The sequence below is a fragment of the Synechococcales cyanobacterium CNB genome (assembly GCA_030263455.1).
In the GTDB taxonomy this organism is placed as follows: domain Bacteria; phylum Planctomycetota; class Phycisphaerae; order Phycisphaerales; family UBA1924; genus CAADGN01.
The window spans coordinates 122,524-138,922 of sequence record SZOZ01000004.1 but is presented as its reverse complement, the minus strand read 5'-3'; the positions used below and the strand labels follow the sequence as shown (position 1 = coordinate 138,922).

The 16,399-nt window shown below is 69.1% G+C and carries 16 protein-coding genes; 9 read left to right on the top strand and 7 right to left on the bottom strand.

What is annotated here, in order from left to right:
• Positions 1 to 26: 26 nt before the first annotated feature.
• From FBT69_05755 to FBT69_05740, 4 genes are all read right to left on the bottom strand, one after another.
• The gene (locus FBT69_05755; protein ID MDL1904308.1) at positions 27 to 1,067 is read right to left on the bottom strand and encodes an alcohol dehydrogenase; all 1,041 of its coding nucleotides are present in this window, start codon (positions 1,065 to 1,067) and stop codon (positions 27 to 29) included.
• A gap of 78 nt (positions 1,068 to 1,145) precedes the next feature.
• The gene (locus tag FBT69_05750) at positions 1,146 to 1,976 is read right to left on the bottom strand and encodes a HEAT repeat domain-containing protein (GenBank protein MDL1904307.1); all 831 of its coding nucleotides are present in this window, start codon (positions 1,974 to 1,976) and stop codon (positions 1,146 to 1,148) included.
• Positions 1,977 to 2,007: 31 nt separating this feature from the next.
• Positions 2,008 to 2,760 carry a hypothetical protein gene (locus FBT69_05745; GenBank protein ID MDL1904306.1) on the bottom strand — a complete coding sequence of 251 codons (753 nt, stop codon included), beginning with the start codon at positions 2,758 to 2,760 and terminating at the stop codon, positions 2,008 to 2,010.
• Positions 2,761 to 2,769: 9 nt separating this feature from the next.
• A complete protein-coding gene (locus FBT69_05740; protein MDL1904305.1) occupies positions 2,770 to 3,672 on the bottom strand; it encodes an ABC transporter ATP-binding protein in 903 nt (300 codons plus the stop codon).
• On the opposite strand from FBT69_05740, the gene FBT69_05735 reads away from it, so the two are divergent.
• Both FBT69_05735 and FBT69_05730 read left to right on the top strand, forming a co-directional pair.
• Complete coding sequence (locus FBT69_05735) at positions 3,575 to 4,648, top strand: NAD-dependent epimerase/dehydratase family protein (protein MDL1904304.1); 1,074 nt, start codon at positions 3,575 to 3,577, stop codon at positions 4,646 to 4,648. The two genes, FBT69_05740 and FBT69_05735, sit on opposite strands and share 98 nt — an antisense overlap.
• A gap of 94 nt (positions 4,649 to 4,742) precedes the next feature.
• On the top strand, positions 4,743 to 7,184 hold the full coding sequence (locus FBT69_05730) for a VacB/RNase II family 3'-5' exoribonuclease (GenBank protein MDL1904303.1): 2,442 nt from the start codon (positions 4,743 to 4,745) through the stop codon (positions 7,182 to 7,184).
• Between the two features lie 73 nt (positions 7,185 to 7,257).
• On the opposite strand, the gene FBT69_05725 is transcribed toward FBT69_05730, so the two are convergent.
• The 3 genes from FBT69_05725 to FBT69_05715 form a co-directional block, all read right to left on the bottom strand.
• Positions 7,258 to 7,671: a transposase gene (locus tag FBT69_05725; protein MDL1904302.1), complete on the bottom strand. Its 414-nt coding sequence runs from the start codon at positions 7,669 to 7,671 to the stop codon at positions 7,258 to 7,260.
• Between the two features lie 162 nt (positions 7,672 to 7,833).
• Positions 7,834 to 9,081: a phosphoglycerate dehydrogenase gene (gene serA / locus FBT69_05720; GenBank protein ID MDL1904301.1), complete on the bottom strand. Its 1,248-nt coding sequence runs from the start codon at positions 9,079 to 9,081 to the stop codon at positions 7,834 to 7,836.
• 48 nt (positions 9,082 to 9,129) lie between these two features.
• Positions 9,130 to 10,161: an undecaprenyl-diphosphate phosphatase gene (locus FBT69_05715; GenBank protein ID MDL1904300.1), complete on the bottom strand. Its 1,032-nt coding sequence runs from the start codon at positions 10,159 to 10,161 to the stop codon at positions 9,130 to 9,132.
• A gap of 111 nt (positions 10,162 to 10,272) precedes the next feature.
• Here FBT69_05715 and FBT69_05710 point away from each other — a divergent pair, with 111 nt between their 5' ends.
• The 7 genes from FBT69_05710 (at position 10,273) to FBT69_05680 (ending at position 16,395) form a co-directional block, all read left to right on the top strand.
• Positions 10,273 to 11,169 carry an RNA methyltransferase gene (locus FBT69_05710; protein ID MDL1904299.1) on the top strand — a complete coding sequence of 299 codons (897 nt, stop codon included), beginning with the start codon at positions 10,273 to 10,275 and terminating at the stop codon, positions 11,167 to 11,169.
• Positions 11,090 to 12,550 carry a TlpA family protein disulfide reductase gene (locus FBT69_05705; protein ID MDL1904298.1) on the top strand — a complete coding sequence of 487 codons (1,461 nt, stop codon included), beginning with the start codon at positions 11,090 to 11,092 and terminating at the stop codon, positions 12,548 to 12,550. The genes FBT69_05710 and FBT69_05705 overlap by 80 nt, the downstream gene beginning before the upstream one ends.
• Positions 12,551 to 12,573: 23 nt before the next feature.
• The gene (locus FBT69_05700) at positions 12,574 to 13,146 is read left to right on the top strand and encodes a tRNA (cytidine(34)-2'-O)-methyltransferase (protein ID MDL1904297.1); all 573 of its coding nucleotides are present in this window, start codon (positions 12,574 to 12,576) and stop codon (positions 13,144 to 13,146) included.
• Between the two features lie 142 nt (positions 13,147 to 13,288).
• Positions 13,289 to 13,558 (top strand): hypothetical protein, encoded by a 270-nt coding sequence (locus FBT69_05695; protein ID MDL1904296.1) that lies wholly within the window; start codon positions 13,289 to 13,291, stop codon positions 13,556 to 13,558.
• A 135-nt stretch (positions 13,559 to 13,693) separates the two neighbouring features.
• Positions 13,694 to 14,350, top strand: a complete 657-nt coding sequence (locus FBT69_05690; protein MDL1904295.1) for an N-acetylmuramoyl-L-alanine amidase — start codon at positions 13,694 to 13,696, stop codon at positions 14,348 to 14,350.
• Between the two features lie 234 nt (positions 14,351 to 14,584).
• Positions 14,585 to 15,487, top strand: coding sequence for a serine/threonine protein kinase (locus tag FBT69_05685; GenBank protein ID MDL1904294.1), 903 nt, complete (start codon positions 14,585 to 14,587; stop codon positions 15,485 to 15,487).
• A gap of 107 nt (positions 15,488 to 15,594) precedes the next feature.
• Positions 15,595 to 16,395, top strand: a complete 801-nt coding sequence (locus FBT69_05680; GenBank protein MDL1904293.1) for a hypothetical protein — start codon at positions 15,595 to 15,597, stop codon at positions 16,393 to 16,395.
• The last annotated feature ends 4 nt before the right edge of the window (positions 16,396 to 16,399 follow it).

Genomic DNA, 16,399 nt, shown 5'->3' with positions numbered 1-16,399 from the left:
TTGGGCGTCATCGGATTGTGCTGCGATCACACTTCGACGAGCACCTTCACCTGGCCCGGTTCCTGCGCGGCTGCGAAGGCGTTGAGGGCGTCGTCGAGGCGGAAGCGGCGGGTGATGAGGCTGACGACGTCGACGCGGCCGGCTTCGAGTTCGAGCAGCGCGTCCGCGATGCGCGAGCCGCGCGAGCCGAGGAGTTGCAGTTCGGCGTCGATGATGCGTGCGGGGTCGAGGCCGGGTGCGGGGCCAGTGCCGGTGGGGGGGGCCTTGAGGATGACCGTGCCCCGTGGGCGGACGAACTGGAGCGCGAGGTCCAGGCCCGCCGCGGTGCCGGTGCAGTCGAGCACGATGTCCTGATCCTGGCGGCGTCCGGCCTCGTCCATGTGCCGGTGCTTGACGCCCCATTTCTCGCACAGGCCGAAGTGGTCGGGGTGGCGGCCGAGGAGTCGGACGCTGGCATTGCGCCGGGCCATGACCTGTGCGGCGAGCAGGGCGACAGGGCCGTCGCCGAGGACGGTCACATAGGTCTTGCTCTCGATCGGAGCGAGCAGGCCCGCGTGCAGGACCGAACCGAGCGGCTCGGCGAAAACGGCCGCCTCGTCGTCGATGGAATCGGGCACTGCGAAGAGGTTTGCAACTGGAAGCGTGAAACGGTCGGCGAGGCAGCCGTCGCGGCCGGCAAGGCCCATGACGGTGCGCTCGCGGCAATGGTTGCTCAGGCCGGCCCGGCAGAGCGAGCACCGGCCGCAGACGACCGTGGGCGAGCAGACGACACGCGCGCCCTCGAACTTGCGATGGTCCTCGCGGCCGGGAAGAGGGTTCACACGCTCGACGACGCCGACGGCTTCGTGACCGAGGATGCCGGTGAATGCGGCCGGGTTGCGGAAAGCGTGCATGTCGGCCGCGCCGATACCGATCCGGAGCGGGCGAATCAGGGCCTCGCCGGCTGCGGGCGACGGCTCGCGTGCGGCTCGGTCGAGCGAGACGAGGCGGCCATCGGAACGGACTGCGCGCACTCGGTCCTCCCTCGTCGGCGCGGCGACCGCGCCTGAAGTGGGTATCGGCGGGATGCTGGAGTGGTTTGAACGGGAACCGCGCGGAGAACCACTCCCTGGAGGTTGCGGCTCGTCATCGGATGAATCGTTGGCTTATCGGGCTTCGACGGGGCGCATGCCGACGGGCGTGGACTCCGGCTCGTTCGGCGGCGGGGGGACGAAGGGGAGGAACTCGATGAGCGTGCGGTCGCGATGGAACGCGGGATAGATGTAGGCCGTGCGGCCGGCAAACGGGCTGGGGGTCTGGTTGAACCACTTCAACCAGGCGCGGCGGTCGAAGCCGTGGTCCTCACCAGTGAGCGTGCGCAGCGCGTGCAGCGCGGCGGTGTTCACAGCAAGGTTCCGGTCGTCGAGCGCGGCGATAAGGGGCTGAAGCACGCGCGGATCGGCGTATTGCCCGAGAGCATGGGCGGACTCGGCGCGGACGCGGGCGTCGGTCTCGCCGTCGAAGACGCCACGGGTCGGCTCAGGCTCGCGGACGTGGTCGATCAGCGGGCCGATGGCGACGGGGTTGTGCAGCCTCTGGAGCGTGCGGGCCGCTTCGAGGCGGACGCGATCGTCCGCGTCGCTCATCAGGGCGACAACCTTGGGCACGTGGTCCGGCGAGCCGTGGATGCCGATGGCGCGCACGGCGGCCACGCGGACGTTCGCGTCCTCGTCGTCAAGGTGGTCAGCGTACAGATCGACATACACGGCCTCGCCCCCGAACCAGCTGTTCGCGAGCAGCATCGTCCCCCGGTAGCGGTTGTCGGCGTCGTAGGGGTCGATCGCCATCCTTGCTGCCTGCTCGGGCGTGATGGGCTGGGCGACCTGGAGCAGACTCTTGGCGCCGCGCAGCTCCTCGGGCGTCTCGCAGCCGGACAGCAGGACGACCGCCGCGGCAGCAGGGACGAGCACCACGATCATCGCGCGCCGGTCAGGCATGGAGGGATGATACAAGCGAGGCTCGGAACGGTCAGAGCGGGTCGAACGGCCCCGGCTCCACGCGAAGGGCCATGGGGGGCCTCAGAATCTCCTGCATCACGAACGCGCTTCGCCACCCCGGGGGCGTCGTCGGCAGCACGACGGCGGCAGCGGAACGGCGCGGCACGGGCTGCTCCGGTTGCTCGGCGCTCTCACGCAGAGCCGGGGCGGCCTGCCGGGACGGTCTCGCGGCCGCGGCACGCTGGCGAGCCGCCTCGGCAAGACGTGCCTGCTGGGCACGCTTCGCGGCTTCCGCTTCCGCAGCGCGACGCGCGGCCCGTTGCGATTCCTGTTGCTGAGGAGTTGGAATGCGAGCGGCCTGCGGCGGCCGAGCGGTCTGCGACTGCGCCGGCGCCGGCGCTACGACGGGACCGCGCTGCGGCACGGGGCCACGCTGGGCAGGGCCACGCGGTGTCGGCGGCGCGATCGTCGGCTGCGGCCGTTGCGGCGCGGTGCGACGCTGCCGGGCCTCGGCCTGGCGGCGGCGGAGTTCCTCGAGTTGAGCCTGGCGTCGCGCGGCTATCTCCTCCTGCTGCTGGATCGCACGCTGACGCTCCTCCTCCGCCTGTCGGCGTGCCTCCGCGTCCGGGTCGCGGCCGGTGCGGAGCATCTCCGCACGTGCCTGCTGGCGCAGTTGTTCGAGCTTGCGGGCCTGGGCCTGCTCGTTCAGTTTGCGGATGATCCATTGCAGGACCGGGCCGCCGATGAACAGGATCAGGAAGATGTACTGGATGTACTGTCCCACGCGAGCATCCTACACCGTCGCGGCCTCGGGAGGGGAAGCAGTCGGGAGCAGGCCCTCGCACCCGTCGCCCCGAACGCGGGCGAAGCGCACGCCGAAGACGCCGGCAAGCGTATCAGGGGTGAGCGTTTCGTTCGCCGGGCCCAGCGCTACGAGTCGGCCCGTGCCGTCGAGGAGGGCGGCGCGATCGGCGAAACGCAGGGCTGCAGTGAGGTCGTGCAGCACGATGACGGCCGAGAGCGCGGGACCGCGCGCCACGAGCGACCGGATGAGCGAGACGGCTTCCAGAGCGTGCTTCGGATCGAGAGCGCTGAGCGGCTCGTCCGCGGCGAGGACGCGGGTCACGCCCTCGCGGCAGGGCGCGGACAACTGCGCGATCGCACGGGCGATGAGCGTCCGCTGCTGCTGCCCCGCGCTCAGGCGTTCGAACGGCTCGTCGGCCAGGGCCGCGATGCCCACGTCGCCCATCGCGGCATCGGCGGCTTCCTGCGTTCGTTCGTCGGGCGTAGCGAAGCGAGCGTGCCGGACGACCTCACGCACGGTGAACGCGAAGGCCATGCGGCTTCGCTGCGGCACGTAGGCCATGCGGGCGGCCCGCTCGCGTGCGGAGAGGCCCGCGACCGAGCGGGCATCGAGCATGACGCGCCCCGCATCAGGCTCGCGCAGGCCGAGCAACACCCGCAGCAGCGTCGTCTTGCCCGCGCCGTTGGGGCCGACGACGGCGGTGACCGTGCCCGGCTCGAAGCGGAGGCTAAGGTCGCGCAGCACAGGCCGGCCGCGCCGGTAGGCGAACGAGACACTCTCCGCGGCCAACGCCATGACGCATGGTAGAGGGTGGATGGGGGGTGCATGGCAGGATGTTGGGGTGTCCCCTACACTGGCCGCACGCCGAGAGCGTCGGCACGAGGGCAGCATGGGAGCGTCGAGAACAGCATCGGTCAGCGGGGCGACGGGGTTCGTTGGGCGGTCCGTGGTGCGAGCCTTGCTCGGGCGCGGGTGGAGCGTGCGAGCGCTGGCGCGCGATCCGGCCAAGGCGCGTGTCGCGCTGCCCACGCACGACAATCTCGACGTTGTTCAGGGCGATGTGCTGGGTCCGGGCGTCGCGGCGGAACTGATGCGCGGTTCGAGCGCGGCGGTCAACTGCATCGGCATCATCCGAGAGCGGCCGGGCGGCGAGACGTTCCGGCGGCTCCACGTTCAGGCGACGCGAGCGCTCTGCGAGGCGGCCGCCGGGGGGGGCGTGTCGCGATTCGTGCAGATTTCCGCCCTGGGCGTCCACGAAGAGGCGGCGACGGAGTATCAGCGGTCCAAGGCGGAGGGCGAGCGGATCGTCCGGGCGTCCGGGCTGGCGTGGACGATCCTGCGGCCGGGCCTGATCCACGGGCAGGCGGGCGAACTGACGCGGCAGATGCGGGCGTGGGTGACGGGACGTGCAGCGCCGTTTGTGTTCATGCCGTACTTCACGCGAGTCGTGCCGGGTTCTTCGCCCCTGCGCCCGAAGTTCGAATCGGCGCGCGTGCAGCCGGTGTGGGTGGAGGACGTGGCGCGAGCGGTGTGCGACTCGCTCGAGCGTCCGGAGGCGGTGGGCGAGGTCTACAACCTGACGGGTCCGGAGACGGTGACCTGGCCGGAGATGCTCAGGTTCGTGCGCGAGCACGTGCCTGATGCGAAGCCGGGCCTGCGCTGCGTCGGGTTGCCAGCACCGATCGCGGCGGCGAAGGCGCGCGCGCTGGGAGCGGTTGGGCTGGGGCAGCTGCTTCCTTTCGACGCGGGAATGGCGTTGATGGCCCAGGAGGACAGCGTGGCGCGGCCGCATAAGGCGAGAGTGCACCTCGGGTTCGAGCCGGTGCCCTTCCGCGAGGCGTTCGCGGGGTACGCTGGCGCCATGTGATGATGGGGCGTACCGGGGCCTGGAAGGCCCCGCCCCGGGCGGGAAGGAAGGCGTCGTTCCGGGAAGCAACCCGGCCTGGGCGCAAGGCGGAACCATGTCACTTCGCCACGAACGGCGGCTGCTCCAGCACCTCGAGCACGAGGACTACACGCCGAAAACGGTTGAGGCGCTCGCGGAGGAACTGCGCGTCGAAGATGCACACACCTTCGCCGAAGAGGTCGAGCGGCTGGTCGAGGCGGGGACGATCGAGGTGGACGATCGCGGGCGCGTGCGCCTGCCGTCACTGGCGTCGGCGGGAGGGGAGATCGTCGGCACGTTCCGCGGCACCGACCGGGGGTTCGGGTTCGTCGAGCCTGACGTGCGGCGGCGCGAGGGGGACGTCTTCATCCCGCCGGGCGCGACGCTCGACGCGCTCAGCGGCGATCGCGTGCGCGTCGAGGTCGAACGCGACAAGCGGCGCGAACGCCGCGAGGGGGGCGGGGAGCCGCAGTTCACCGGCGTCGTGGTCGAGGTGCTGGAGCGGCGTCGGGCGTGCTTCACGGGCGAGGTGTTCCGGCAGGGGCCGCTGTGGCTGGTGCAGCCGGACGGGCGCGAGATGCGCCGCCCGATCGTGGTGCGCGACGCCGAGTCGAAGAACGTCAAGTCGGGCGACAAGGTCGTCGTGGACGTGGTGGAGTATCCGCAGGGCGATGCGCTGGCCGAGGGCGTCATCAGCCGCGTGCTTGGCGAGGCGGGCAGGCCGGATGTCGAGACGCAGGCGGTCATCGCCGCGTACAACCTGCCGGGCGAGTTCCCGGAGGCCTGCGTCGAGCAGGCGCGGCGGGCCACGCGGCGATTCGACAGCCAGATCGCCGCGTGGGAGGGGGGGCAAAAGCTGCAGGGCCGTGACGACCTGACCGGGCGGTTCATCATCACCATCGATCCGCCGGACGCGAAGGACTACGACGATGCGATCTCGATCGAGCGTGTGGGCGACGGGTGGGAACTGGGCGTGCACATCGCCGACGTGGCGCACTTCATCGAGCCTGGCTCCGCGCTCGACGCGGAGGCACGCGAGCGCGGCAACTCCGTCTACCTGCCGCGGCTGGTGATCCCGATGCTGCCGGAGGTGCTCTCGAACGGCATCTGCTCGCTGCAGGAGGGCGTGCCGCGCTTCACGAAGAGCGCGTTCATGCGCTACGACCGGGACGGGAACATGACGGCGAGCGGAGTGGCGCAGACGCTTATCCGCTCGGCGAAGCGGCTGACGTACTTGGAGGCGCAGGCGTTGATCGACGGCGACGAGGAAGAGGCGAAGAAGCACGCGAGGACCGAGCCGAACTACACCCCGGAACTGCTCGCGGCGCTGCGGGAGATGGACGCGTGCGCCCGGGCGATCCGTGGCCGGCGCGAGCGCAAGGGGATGATCTCGCTGGAACTGCCGGAGGTCGTGCTGATCTTCGACGAGAACGGGCGCGTGATCGACGCGGAGCGCGAGGACGACGCCTTCACGCACACCATCATCGAGATGTTCATGGTGGAGGCGAACGAGGTGCTGGCGAGGCTGTTCGAGGACCTGAACGTACCGATCCTGCGCAGGACGCATCCGGAGCCGACGCCCAACGAGTCCGCCGAACTGCAGAAAGCGGCGAAGGTGGCCGGGTTCACCGTGCCGCGGCACCCGACGCGGGAGGAGCTGCAAGGGCTGCTGAACGCGACGCGCGGTACGGCGGCAGCGCGGGCGGTGCACATGGCCGTCCTGAGGACGCTGACGAAGGCAGAGTACTCGCCCGCGCTGGTCGGGCACTTCGCGCTGGCAAGCACGGCCTACGCCCACTTCACCAGCCCGATCCGCCGATACCCGGACCTGACGCTGCACCGCGCGATGGCGGAATACCTGAAACGCACGAACAACGGCCAGGACCGGCCGAAGAGCGAGAAGCAGCGGCACGAACTGGGACGCGAGTTGCGCGAGGCGCTGCCGACGACCGATGAACTCGTGCAGATCGGGCGGCGTTGCACCCAGACCGAGGAGAACGCCGAGGAAGCCGAGCGGGCGCTGCGGCAGTTCCTCGTGCTGCAACTGATGTCGGAGCACGTCGGCGAGGCGTTCGACGGCGTGGTGACGGGCGTCTCGCCGCGCGGCGTCTACGTGCAACTGAGCAAGTTCCTCGCGGACGGCATGGTGAAGGCGGAGGACCTGCCGGGCGACGTGACGCGGTCGAACCAGCCGCCGCGCTGGCGCATCGATCAGCGCACGGGCGCGCTCGTGGACGCGAACAGCGGTCGCTCGTTCAACATGGGCGACCTGGTGACGGTGCGCGTCGCCGCCGTGGACCTCGCCAAGCGGCAGATGGATCTGGTGATCGACGACCCGGCGTCACGGGCAGGCGGCAAGGCGAAGAAAGTCGGCCTGAAGCTCGGCTCGGAAGGGCAGTGGGGCGGGCTGGGCGCGGGCAAGGGCGCGGGCTTCAAGGGCATGACGGGCGCGCAGCGACGCAGCCAGAAGAGCAAATCACGCGACAAGCGGAAGAAGGATCATCGGGGGGATCGGTGAGGGAGCGGTTACGTCTGCATTGTGAATCGGTATAATCCGCGTCTTGCACCTGACGTTGAGATCACAATAGAACCTATCCCATAACCTCTCGCAGTAATATGATGGAACACGCGAAGTGAAGGTAGCCCTGGAACAGCATGGTCGTCTTCTCCCACCGGATGCACAGGCGTCGGAAGTGCTGGAACCACTCGATGGTCCGCTCCATGGTGAGGCGTCGCTTGTAACGGCGGAGCGCCCGGCCGTCCTGCATGATGTTCTCAAAGACGCCCGCCTCGACCCATCGTTTGAAGCAGCGGTGCACGGCGCTCTTGGAGCCGAACCCTCGCGGCAAGTCCTTCCACTTGGCCCCGTTGTCCAGGATCCAGAAGTCCCCCGCCACCGCCTTGCGTTTGTCCGTCGGCGGCCGCCCTCCCAGAGGGCTGCGCGGCGCGTCGGGGATGCGGTCACAGGTCCAGTCCAACTGCTCGTTTGCAAGTTTCATCGTCATGCAATCCCAGACGCGCCTCTATGCGAGAGGTTCCGGGATAGGCTCTACTATCGTGTCTCATTCGAGCTGCGGGAGAGTCCCTGAGAACGCGGCGCGGCTTCCCGCGAGCCGGGCGTGTGTCGATGCCACGGTCGAGCACCGCGTCGCCCGCATCAACATCCCTCACCATAGCACCCGCGTCCGCACCGTCTCGGGGATGGATTCGAGTTCTTCGAGCGCGGCGGCGGATTCGGTCGGATCGACGTCGAGCACCACGTAGCCGAGATCGGCGTCGGTCTCGAGGCGCTGCGAGCGGACGTTGATGCCGCGGGCGGCGAGCAGGGCGTTGATCTTCGAGAGCACGCCGGGCACGTTGCGGTGCAGGTGCAGCACACGGTGCGTCGCCTCGGCGGATTCGCCCGCCCGATGCGGCTGCGGCGGCAGGTCCACCTGCGGCAGGTTGACCGCGCCGGCGGTCGAGCCTGCATTGACGAACGCGATGAGCTTGGCGGCCACGTCGCGGCCGATTGCCTCCTGGGCCTCCGCGGTGCTGCCGCCGACGTGCGGCGTGAGGATGACGTTGGGCAGCCCGGCGAGTTCGCATCGGAAGGCATCGCCCGCGGCGGCCGGCTCTTCGGGAAAGACGTCCAGCGCGGCCCCTCCGATGCGACCCGTCTCGATCGCCTCACGCAAAGCGGCAAGTTCCACGAGCGAGCCTCGGGCATTGTTGATGAGCATCGCACCGGGGCGCATCCGGGCGATGGCGTCGCGTCCGATCATGCCGGCTGTCTGCGGCGTCGCGGGGACGTGGAGCGTGACGACGTCGCTGCGTTCGAGAAGTTCGCCGAGGGAGCCGGCGCGCTCGGCGTTGCCGAGGGCGAGGCGCGGCGCGGTGTCAAAGAAGAGAACGCGCATGCCCATCGCTTCGGCGAGGACGGAGACCTGCGAGCCGATGTGCCCGTAGCCGACGATGCCGAGCGTGCGCCCGCGGACCTCGTGCGAGCCGGCCGCGCTCTTGTCCCATGCGCCGGCGTGCATCCGGGCGTTCTTCTCGAAGGTCCGCCGGCAGAGCATGACCACTTCCGCCACGGTGAGTTCGGCGACGGAGCGCGTGTTGGAGAAGGGCGAGTTGAAGACCGGCACGCCGCGTGAGCGAGCGGCACGGAGGTCCACCTGGTCGGTGCCGATGCAGAAGCAGCCGACGGCGAGAAGCCTGCGCGCGGCGCTGATGACGCCGGCGTCCAGCCTGGTCTTGGAGCGCAGCCCGATGACGTGGGCCGACTCGACGAGCGTGCGCAGGCGTGCGGTGTCCGGCGAGCCGCGTTCTGTCTCGACGCGGAAGCCCTCGCGCACGAGCGCCTCGACGGCCGCTTCGTGCACGCCCTCGAAGAGCACGACGCGAATGCGGTCTTTGGGAAAGGAAGTGTCCATGGGGAAGCCCAGCGAAGCAGCAGAACCGCAAATCAGCAAATCAGCGGATCAGCAAGTCGGCGCAGCAGCGAAGGGTGGGCCGGCGGCGGTGGGAGGTTCGAGGATGCTATGAATCTCAGAATCTGCTGCTCTGCCGCTCTGCTGTCCTGCTGATTTGTTCCCGATCTTCACAAGACCGGCGGCGATGGCTGCGCCGAGAACGGCGCACAGGGCAAGGCGGTACCAGCCGAACGGCGAGAGGCCGTGGCGGTTGAGGAAGCCGACGAGCCAGCGGATGGCGACGACGGCGGAGGCGGTGGCGACGACGATGCCGACGATGCACGGTGCGACGCCGATCGTGTCGAAGAGCGTCGGTCCGCCGGTCTCGCGGGCCTCGAGCAGGTTCTTGGCGAGTTTGTAGAGGCATGCGCCGCCGAGTGTGGGCAGGCCGAGGATGAAGGAGAACTCGGCGGCGGCGCGGGGCTTGAGGCCGACGAGCACGCCTCCCGCGATGGTCATCATGGAGCGGCTGGTGCCGGGCCACATGGCGACGCACTGCATGAGGCCGATGAAGAGCGCGCCCCGGGGCGTGAGTTGCTCCAGTCCGCGGCCCGTGCGGGCGAGGCGTTCGCCGTCGGTCGCTGCGCCGGTCTCGGCCGCGCGTGCCGCCCGCAGCCGCCAGCGGTCGAGGGCGATCATGAAGACGCCGCCCAATGCGAGCGCGGCCAGCACTGGGCCTGTGCGGAAGAGGTGCGATTCGATCCAGTCGTCGAGAAGGACGCCAAGGACGGCCGCGGGGAGGAAGGCGATGGCGACGTTGATGCCGAGGCGAAGGCCGGCGTCGTCGCCGCGGCCGATGCGAACGAGGCCGAGGCCGCCGACGATCATGCGGCGAACGCTGGGCCAGTAGAGGCCGAGGACGGCGAGGATGGCGCCGCCTTGGATGACGATGTTGAAGGCATCGAGCGCGGCCTTGGTCTCGGGCGGCTCGTCGAGTCCCATGAGGCCGGAGGCGAGGATCAGGTGGCCTGTCGAACTGATGGGCAGGTACTCGGTGATGCCTTCGACCAGCCCGAGCACGACTGCTTGCCACCATTCCACGTGAATCGTCCTTGTTCGGCGAGGCTGCCTTCGGGCGGGAGTCTACGGCCTGCCGGTCCGAGCACGGCTCCGGTGTCCTCTCTCTATCGGTCGGGCGGGTTAGCCTCTGTCGTGGAGATTCCGACGGTATTGCGCGCCCGGCTGCAACGCATCGTCGATGCCGACGATCCTCGCGTCGCGGTCTATCGCAACCAGAAGGACCAGTGGCTGCGGGCACGGGCGGAGGGGGGCACAGGGCTTGCCGGCGGCCTGTTCATGGCCGAGGGGGAACTGGTTGTTCGTGCGCTGCTGCGATCGCGCTTCGAGACGGTCTCGGTGCTCCTGGCGGAGAACCGTGTCGGCGCGGTGGCCGACGTGCTGCGCGTGCTGCCCGTCGGCGTGCCGGTGTATGTCGGGTCGAGGGTGGTGGTCGAGGCGATCGTGGGGTTTGACCTGCACCGGGGCGTGCTCGCCTGCGGTCGCGTCGGGGTCTCGTTGGATGCGGCGTCGATCGTGCGGAAGGCGTCCGCGATCGTCGTCGCGGAGGAGTTGTCCAACCACGACAACCTAGGGTCGATCTTCCGCAGCGCAGCCGCTCTGGTGGGGCCGGATCGGGCGGGGGTGCTTCTCGGGCCGCGGTGCTGCGATCCGCTGTACCGCAAGTGCCTTCGGGTGTCGATGGGGTGTGCGTTGCTGACGCCGTTTGCGCGTGCGGAGCCTTGGCCCGAAGCGCTCGGATCGGTGCGGGCGGGCGGGTTCACCCTGCTCGCGCTGACGCCGAGCGCGGACGCCGCCCCTATCGACGACGTGGCGGCGGGAGCGGCCGCAGATCCGCGCTTCAAGCCCGCGTTGCTCGTGGGGGCGGAGGGCCCGGGGCTGAGCGAGGCGGCAATGGCAGCCGCGGACCTGCGTGTTCGCATCCCGATCTCGCCCGCGGTGGATTCGCTGAATGCCGCGGTCGCCGCGGCGATCGCGCTGCATCGCTTGGTGTGGCTTCCCGGTAGAGGAAGGGGGAACCCTCGGGCGTGATCGTGCGTCTGTATGGGTGGGGGCTGATGTTGTGGTCCGTCCCTATCCTGTCTCGGCGTTCCGCCTGTCCGTTCTCCCTTGGAAGGAGCCTCGTACCATGAGAATCCCGAGCCTGCTGCTGGCTGCCGCCGTGCTGGCCTTTCCCGCCCTGGGACAGGACGGCGTGATCCGCGAGAGCACCGGAGAGCGGCTCGCACGCCTGACGAAGATGGAGTTGGTGCCGTTCGACGGGGCGAACTGGAAACTCCTGTCGTCGTGGACGAACGGCGACGCGCTGACGAGCGAGGGGACGAACGGCAAGGTCGTCGTGATCATGACGTGGGCGGGGTGGAACCCGGTCGCGGCGCGCGCGCTGCCGATGGCGAAACGCCTGCACGACAACTACGAATCGGAGGGTCTGATCGTCGTCGGCGTGCATCACGGTACGGGGTGGGAAGAAGGGCTGAAGGCGGCGGAGCGGGCGGGGATCAAGTTCCTCCTGGCGCATGACGCGGAGAACAAGTTCCGCGAGGCGCTGCTGGTGGACCAGGATCCGGACTTCTACGTCATCGACCGCGCCGGGCAGCTGCGGTACGCCGATATCGTGACGGAATCGGTTGAGACTGCGATCCGGGCGACGCTCGGCGAGACCGTGGAAGAGGCGGCCGGGATTCGTGGCCGGTTGGCCGACGAGGTGCAGCGGCGCGACGCAGAGGCACGCCGGACCGAAGCGATCCGATCGCAGATCGATCTGCGGACATTGCCGGAGGTGCCGTTCATGCCGCCGTCGAAGGCGGCGTACGAGGCGACGACCTGGCCGACTCCACCAAAGGACGATCAGAACCGTGGGCAGCAGCAGCCCCAGGAGCCCCCGCTGCTCGTGCTGCCGAAGGAGGGCTACCACCCCGCGCCGCCGGCGACGGCAGGGCGGGCGGTTGTGGTGTACTTCTGGCATCCGAACGAGCGTGACAGTTACTCGATCATGAACGAGATGGACCGGCTGCAGCGGCAACTCGGGCGGGATCTGGTGGTCGTCGGCGCGCTGGTGCCCCTCCAAGGTCAGAATCAGGGGTGGCAGCAACAGCAGGACAACCGCAACGACCCCGCCGTGCTCTCGGCCCGCATGACGCAGTTCCGCAATGCCCGGCAACTTGACCACGCCCTCCTGCTGGACATTGCCGGGGTGAGCGTTGCCTCTGTTCCCAATCGGCAGGGGTATGGCACGACGACGGTGCCGGTTCCCTACGCCGTCCTCGCGAGTTCGGACGGGCTGGTGCGGTACTGGGGCAACCCGGTCAGCCCGGCCTTCCGTTCCGCGCTCGACCGCGTGATCCGCGACGACCCAGGCATCGCGGCCCGTCGCCGGGCGGAGGCGGAGTACATCCGGTCCAAGGGCGGGTGAGGCCGAAGGGGGAAGGACAGGGGATGCAGCAGGGGCGTGACTCTGCAACGCAAGCATCAGGCCCTTGCTCGCCCATCCTGCATGTCGTCCTGCATCAACCGGAGATTCCGAACAACACGGGGACGATCGGGCGGACCTGCGTGGCGCTCGGGGCAGCGTTGCACCTGATCCATCCGATCGGGTTCGAGACCACGGAGCACGCGTGTCGGCGGGCGGGTCTGGACTACTGGCCCCGACTCATGCTGCGCGAGCACGGGTCGTGGGAGGCCTATCTGGAGCGTGAGGGACCGCGCCGGATGTGGCTGTTTTCGGCAAAGGCCGCGCGCACGCTGTTCGACGCGGATTTCCACCACGGCGACCACCTGGTCTTTGGCCGCGAGAGCACCGGGCTGCCCGAGTCGATCCTTGCGCCGCGCGTCGAACGCTTGTTGTCAATCCCGATGCTGGCGGGTGAGCGATCGCTGAATCTCGCGAACGCGGCGTCGGTGGCGATATACGAAGCCGTTCGGCAAATGATCGGGAACGGAGAGTTGATTCTCGGCCCGGATGGACGGCTGGTTGATCCGTCGGTCCCCCGGTTTCAGAAACCAGTCTGAGGACGCGAACGCCGAGGTGTCATCGCTCGTACTCCGGGGAGAGCCGCAGCGCTCTTCCTGACTCCTCCCTGCTGTTTCTCTCCGAACGGACAGCCGGCAGCCGCCACCCGGACTTCTGGGTGGTAGACTGCCGGCGTTCGTTATGGCGACGGGCACACACGACCATCTCGTCTCGCGGCGCAGACTCGGCGCGGCCGGTTCGCGGCGGCCGCTCGTGGTTTGGACGTTTTTTTTCGGTCTTTCGGCCCTCTGGCTTTCGGCGTGCCACCAGTCTCCGATCAACGCTCGCGACCCCCGGAGCCAGTACAGCCGCTACGACTTGGTGCGCGGACAGTACCCACCGCAATACCTAGAGGACGAGTTCGGTCGGCGCATCCCCAACCTGCGCGGGCGATTGCTTGCGGCTGAGTGAGCGGGCGATCTCCGTTCCTCGCGACCGTCAAAAACTCGCGTCGATAACGCGCGATTTCCAACGAAACACACGCCGCAGGCCCGATCGTTTGGTAGTCTTTGCCGATGATGCATCGGTGACGTGGAGCCGAGGGGCATGAAGGCCGAACGCAGCACGACCCGCATGAGCCGCCGCTCGAAGACGGTGTGGCTGTCGCTGCTCGCCGCGATGACCGGCGTCAGCGGTGCGCTGCTCGCGCTGGACGGCGGCCCGGCTCCGCGGTTTGATGGCATGACGCTCCCCGCCCTCGCTGCCGCGACCGGCCCCGCCTCGATGGAGGTCATCCTCGCGCCCCGGCAGCCGCTGGACAGGGCACGCTGGCAGGCCATCGTCATCGAGCAATCCGGCTCGCCCTTCGGCACCGCGGCTTCGATCGACCAGGAGCACAAGGCCCGGAATCTCCGCGGCCTCGGGTACCACTTCGTCATCGGCAACGGCAACGGCCTCTCCGACGGCGAGATCCACGTCGGCTACCGCTGGCTCGAACAACAGCCCGGCGCACACACCGGCGGCCCGAACGCCGACTGGTACAACCAGCACGCCATCGGCATCTGCCTCGTCGGCAACGGCGACAGGCGATCCTTTTCCGACGCCCAGATGTCGCGGCTGGTCGAACTCGTCAGCGTGCTGGCCCGGGACCTGGGCATCCCGCCGGAGCGGATCGTCTTCGCGTCGGATGTTTCGCCCTCGGGCGGGCCGGGTCGTCTCTTCCCCGCAGCGGCCTTCCGCGAGCAGGTAGACGCCCGTCGCTGACACGGGATTGCTCTCGTATCTCCGACCAGCGAACACTCAGCCGCACGGGGGGCGGGGTTGCTGCTAAGATCGGGTCCGGTCGCCCGCGAGCGGCGGCCGCGAATACGCCGCCCTCTGCCCCACGGGCCGATCCGGGTCGTCTTCGGGGCGGCGTCCGGGCACTAGGCATACCGCCGGTCTGTCGTCCGGCGGGGTTTCGGAGGAGCGGCCCCCGTTCGTCGCGGGGGTTCGACGATGGCAGAGGACACCTCATCTGTGCCGGTGAAGAAGAAGGGCGACGTCGTCGAGGGCTACCGCGTGCTGTCCGAGATCGGACGCGGGGCTGCGTCCGTCATCTACCTCGTCCAGGACCCCAAGACCAAGCAGATCGTCGCGCTCAAGCACGTTGAGAAGCAGACGGACAAGGACCAACGGTTCCTCGACCAGGCCGAGATGGAGTACAAGGTCGCCCGCCAGCTGGACCACCCCGGCATCCGCAAGATCGAACGGCTGATCAAGAAGGGGTCGTTCCTTGCGGTCAAGGAGTTGTACCTCGTCATGGAGTTCGTGGACGGGGTGAGCCTCGACCGCCACCCGCCCCACACCTTCGAGGAGGCGTGCGCCATCTTCGAGCAGGCCGCGGCGGCGATGGCCCACATGCACGGGCGCGGGTTCGTCCACGCGGACATGAAGCCAAACAACATCGTGGTGTCCGAGGGCGGCGTGGTGAAGATCATCGACCTCGGGCAGTCCTGCTCGTCGGGGACGATCAAGCCGCGGATCCAGGGCACGCCCGACTACATCGCCCCGGAGCAGGTGCATCGGCGCGCGATCACGCCCAAGACGGACATCTACAACCTCGGCGCGACGATGTACTGGGTGCTGACGAGGCAGCACATCCCGACCGCTCTGGCCAAGGGGGACTCACTCGTCGGTTCACTGGATGACAACCTGGTGGCGAAGCCGAAGCCCGCGATCGAACTGAACCCGCGCATCCACCCGAAACTGAACGACCTGATCATGCAGTGCGTCGAGATCGACCCCGAGAAGCGCCCGGAGTCGATGAAGGAGGTCCAGGACCGGCTGAACCTGGTCCGGGGCATCCTGCACGCGGCGACCGCGATGGCCGCGCAGGCGATCGACGACGAGGAGGACTAGCGATCCTCCGCGCTCCCGACCTCCAGGACCCGGACGCGGTCTGCCGCCTCTTCGAGCGGGGCGCGGAATCCAACCGCGACGCCCGTTGCCGCCGCAGGTCGATCGACGTGATCGAAGCCCCAGGCACGCTGGTCGCCACGGGTGATCTGCACGACAACCCATTCCATCTGGAGCGGCTGGTCGAGGCGGCAAGGATGGACCACGCGGCTTCCGCGGGCGAGCCGGGGCCGCACCTGACGCTGCACGAGGTCATCCACGCAGACCGGCTTGTGAACGGGCTGGACTTCAGTTACCGCGCGCTGGCCCGGGTGGCGCAGTTGAAGGCAGAGTTCCCGGAGCGTGTGCACGCCCTGCTCGCCAACCACGAGTTGAGCCAGATCATCGGGGCGGGGATCGTCAAGGACGGCGTGCGGTGCGTGGACGCTTTCAACGACGGCCTCGAGTACGTCTTCGGCGGCGAGTGGGAGCGAGTGGCGCGGGCGGTCGAGCGGTTCATCCGGTCGATGCCGATCGCGTTGCGCTGCTGCGGCCCTCGCGGAGACGTGCTCTGCGCCCACAGCCTGCCCGGGCCGGAGGGCATGGCGCGGTTCGACGCGACGATCCTCGACCGAGACCTGACGGACGACGATTTCCAGCCGCGGCGTGGCTCTGCGCACGTGATGGTGTGGGGTCGCGGGTACGACGCCGAGCAGTTGGAGGACCTGGTCGAGCGGTGGGGGGTGGGGCTGTTCGTGCTGGGGCACGAGAAGGCGGACAACGGGGTTCTGATCGTGCCGCCGTGTGTGGTGGTGCTGAACAGCGACCATGCGAGGGGCGTCTATCTGCCGATCGACCTGGCGGACCCGCCGCGTGCCGAGGAGGCGGCGGGCATGGTGCGTCCGCTGGCGCTGGCAGGGGACGTGGGATGAGCCG

Bases quoted from the DNA above. Each gene is read 5' to 3' on its own strand.
- FBT69_05750 (MDL1904307.1), bottom strand. From the start codon at position 1,976: ATGCCTGACCGGCGCGCGATGATCGTGGTGCTCGTCCCTGCTGCCGCG.
- FBT69_05735 (MDL1904304.1), top strand. From the start codon at position 3,575: ATGACGCATGGTAGAGGGTGGATGGGGGGTGCATGGCAGGATGTTGGG.
- FBT69_05740 (MDL1904305.1), bottom strand. From the start codon at position 3,672: ATGCTGCCCTCGTGCCGACGCTCTCGGCGTGCGGCCAGTGTAGGGGAC.
- FBT69_05730 (MDL1904303.1), top strand. From the start codon at position 4,743: ATGTCACTTCGCCACGAACGGCGGCTGCTCCAGCACCTCGAGCACGAG.
- FBT69_05725 (MDL1904302.1), bottom strand. From the start codon at position 7,671: ATGACGATGAAACTTGCAAACGAGCAGTTGGACTGGACCTGTGACCGC.
- serA (MDL1904301.1), bottom strand. From the start codon at position 9,081: ATGGACACTTCCTTTCCCAAAGACCGCATTCGCGTCGTGCTCTTCGAG.
- FBT69_05705 (MDL1904298.1), top strand. From the start codon at position 11,090: ATGCCGCGGTCGCCGCGGCGATCGCGCTGCATCGCTTGGTGTGGCTTC.
- FBT69_05700 (MDL1904297.1), top strand. From the start codon at position 12,574: ATGCAGCAGGGGCGTGACTCTGCAACGCAAGCATCAGGCCCTTGCTCG.
- FBT69_05695 (MDL1904296.1), top strand. From the start codon at position 13,289: ATGGCGACGGGCACACACGACCATCTCGTCTCGCGGCGCAGACTCGGC.
- FBT69_05690 (MDL1904295.1), top strand. From the start codon at position 13,694: ATGAAGGCCGAACGCAGCACGACCCGCATGAGCCGCCGCTCGAAGACG.
- FBT69_05685 (MDL1904294.1), top strand. From the start codon at position 14,585: ATGGCAGAGGACACCTCATCTGTGCCGGTGAAGAAGAAGGGCGACGTC.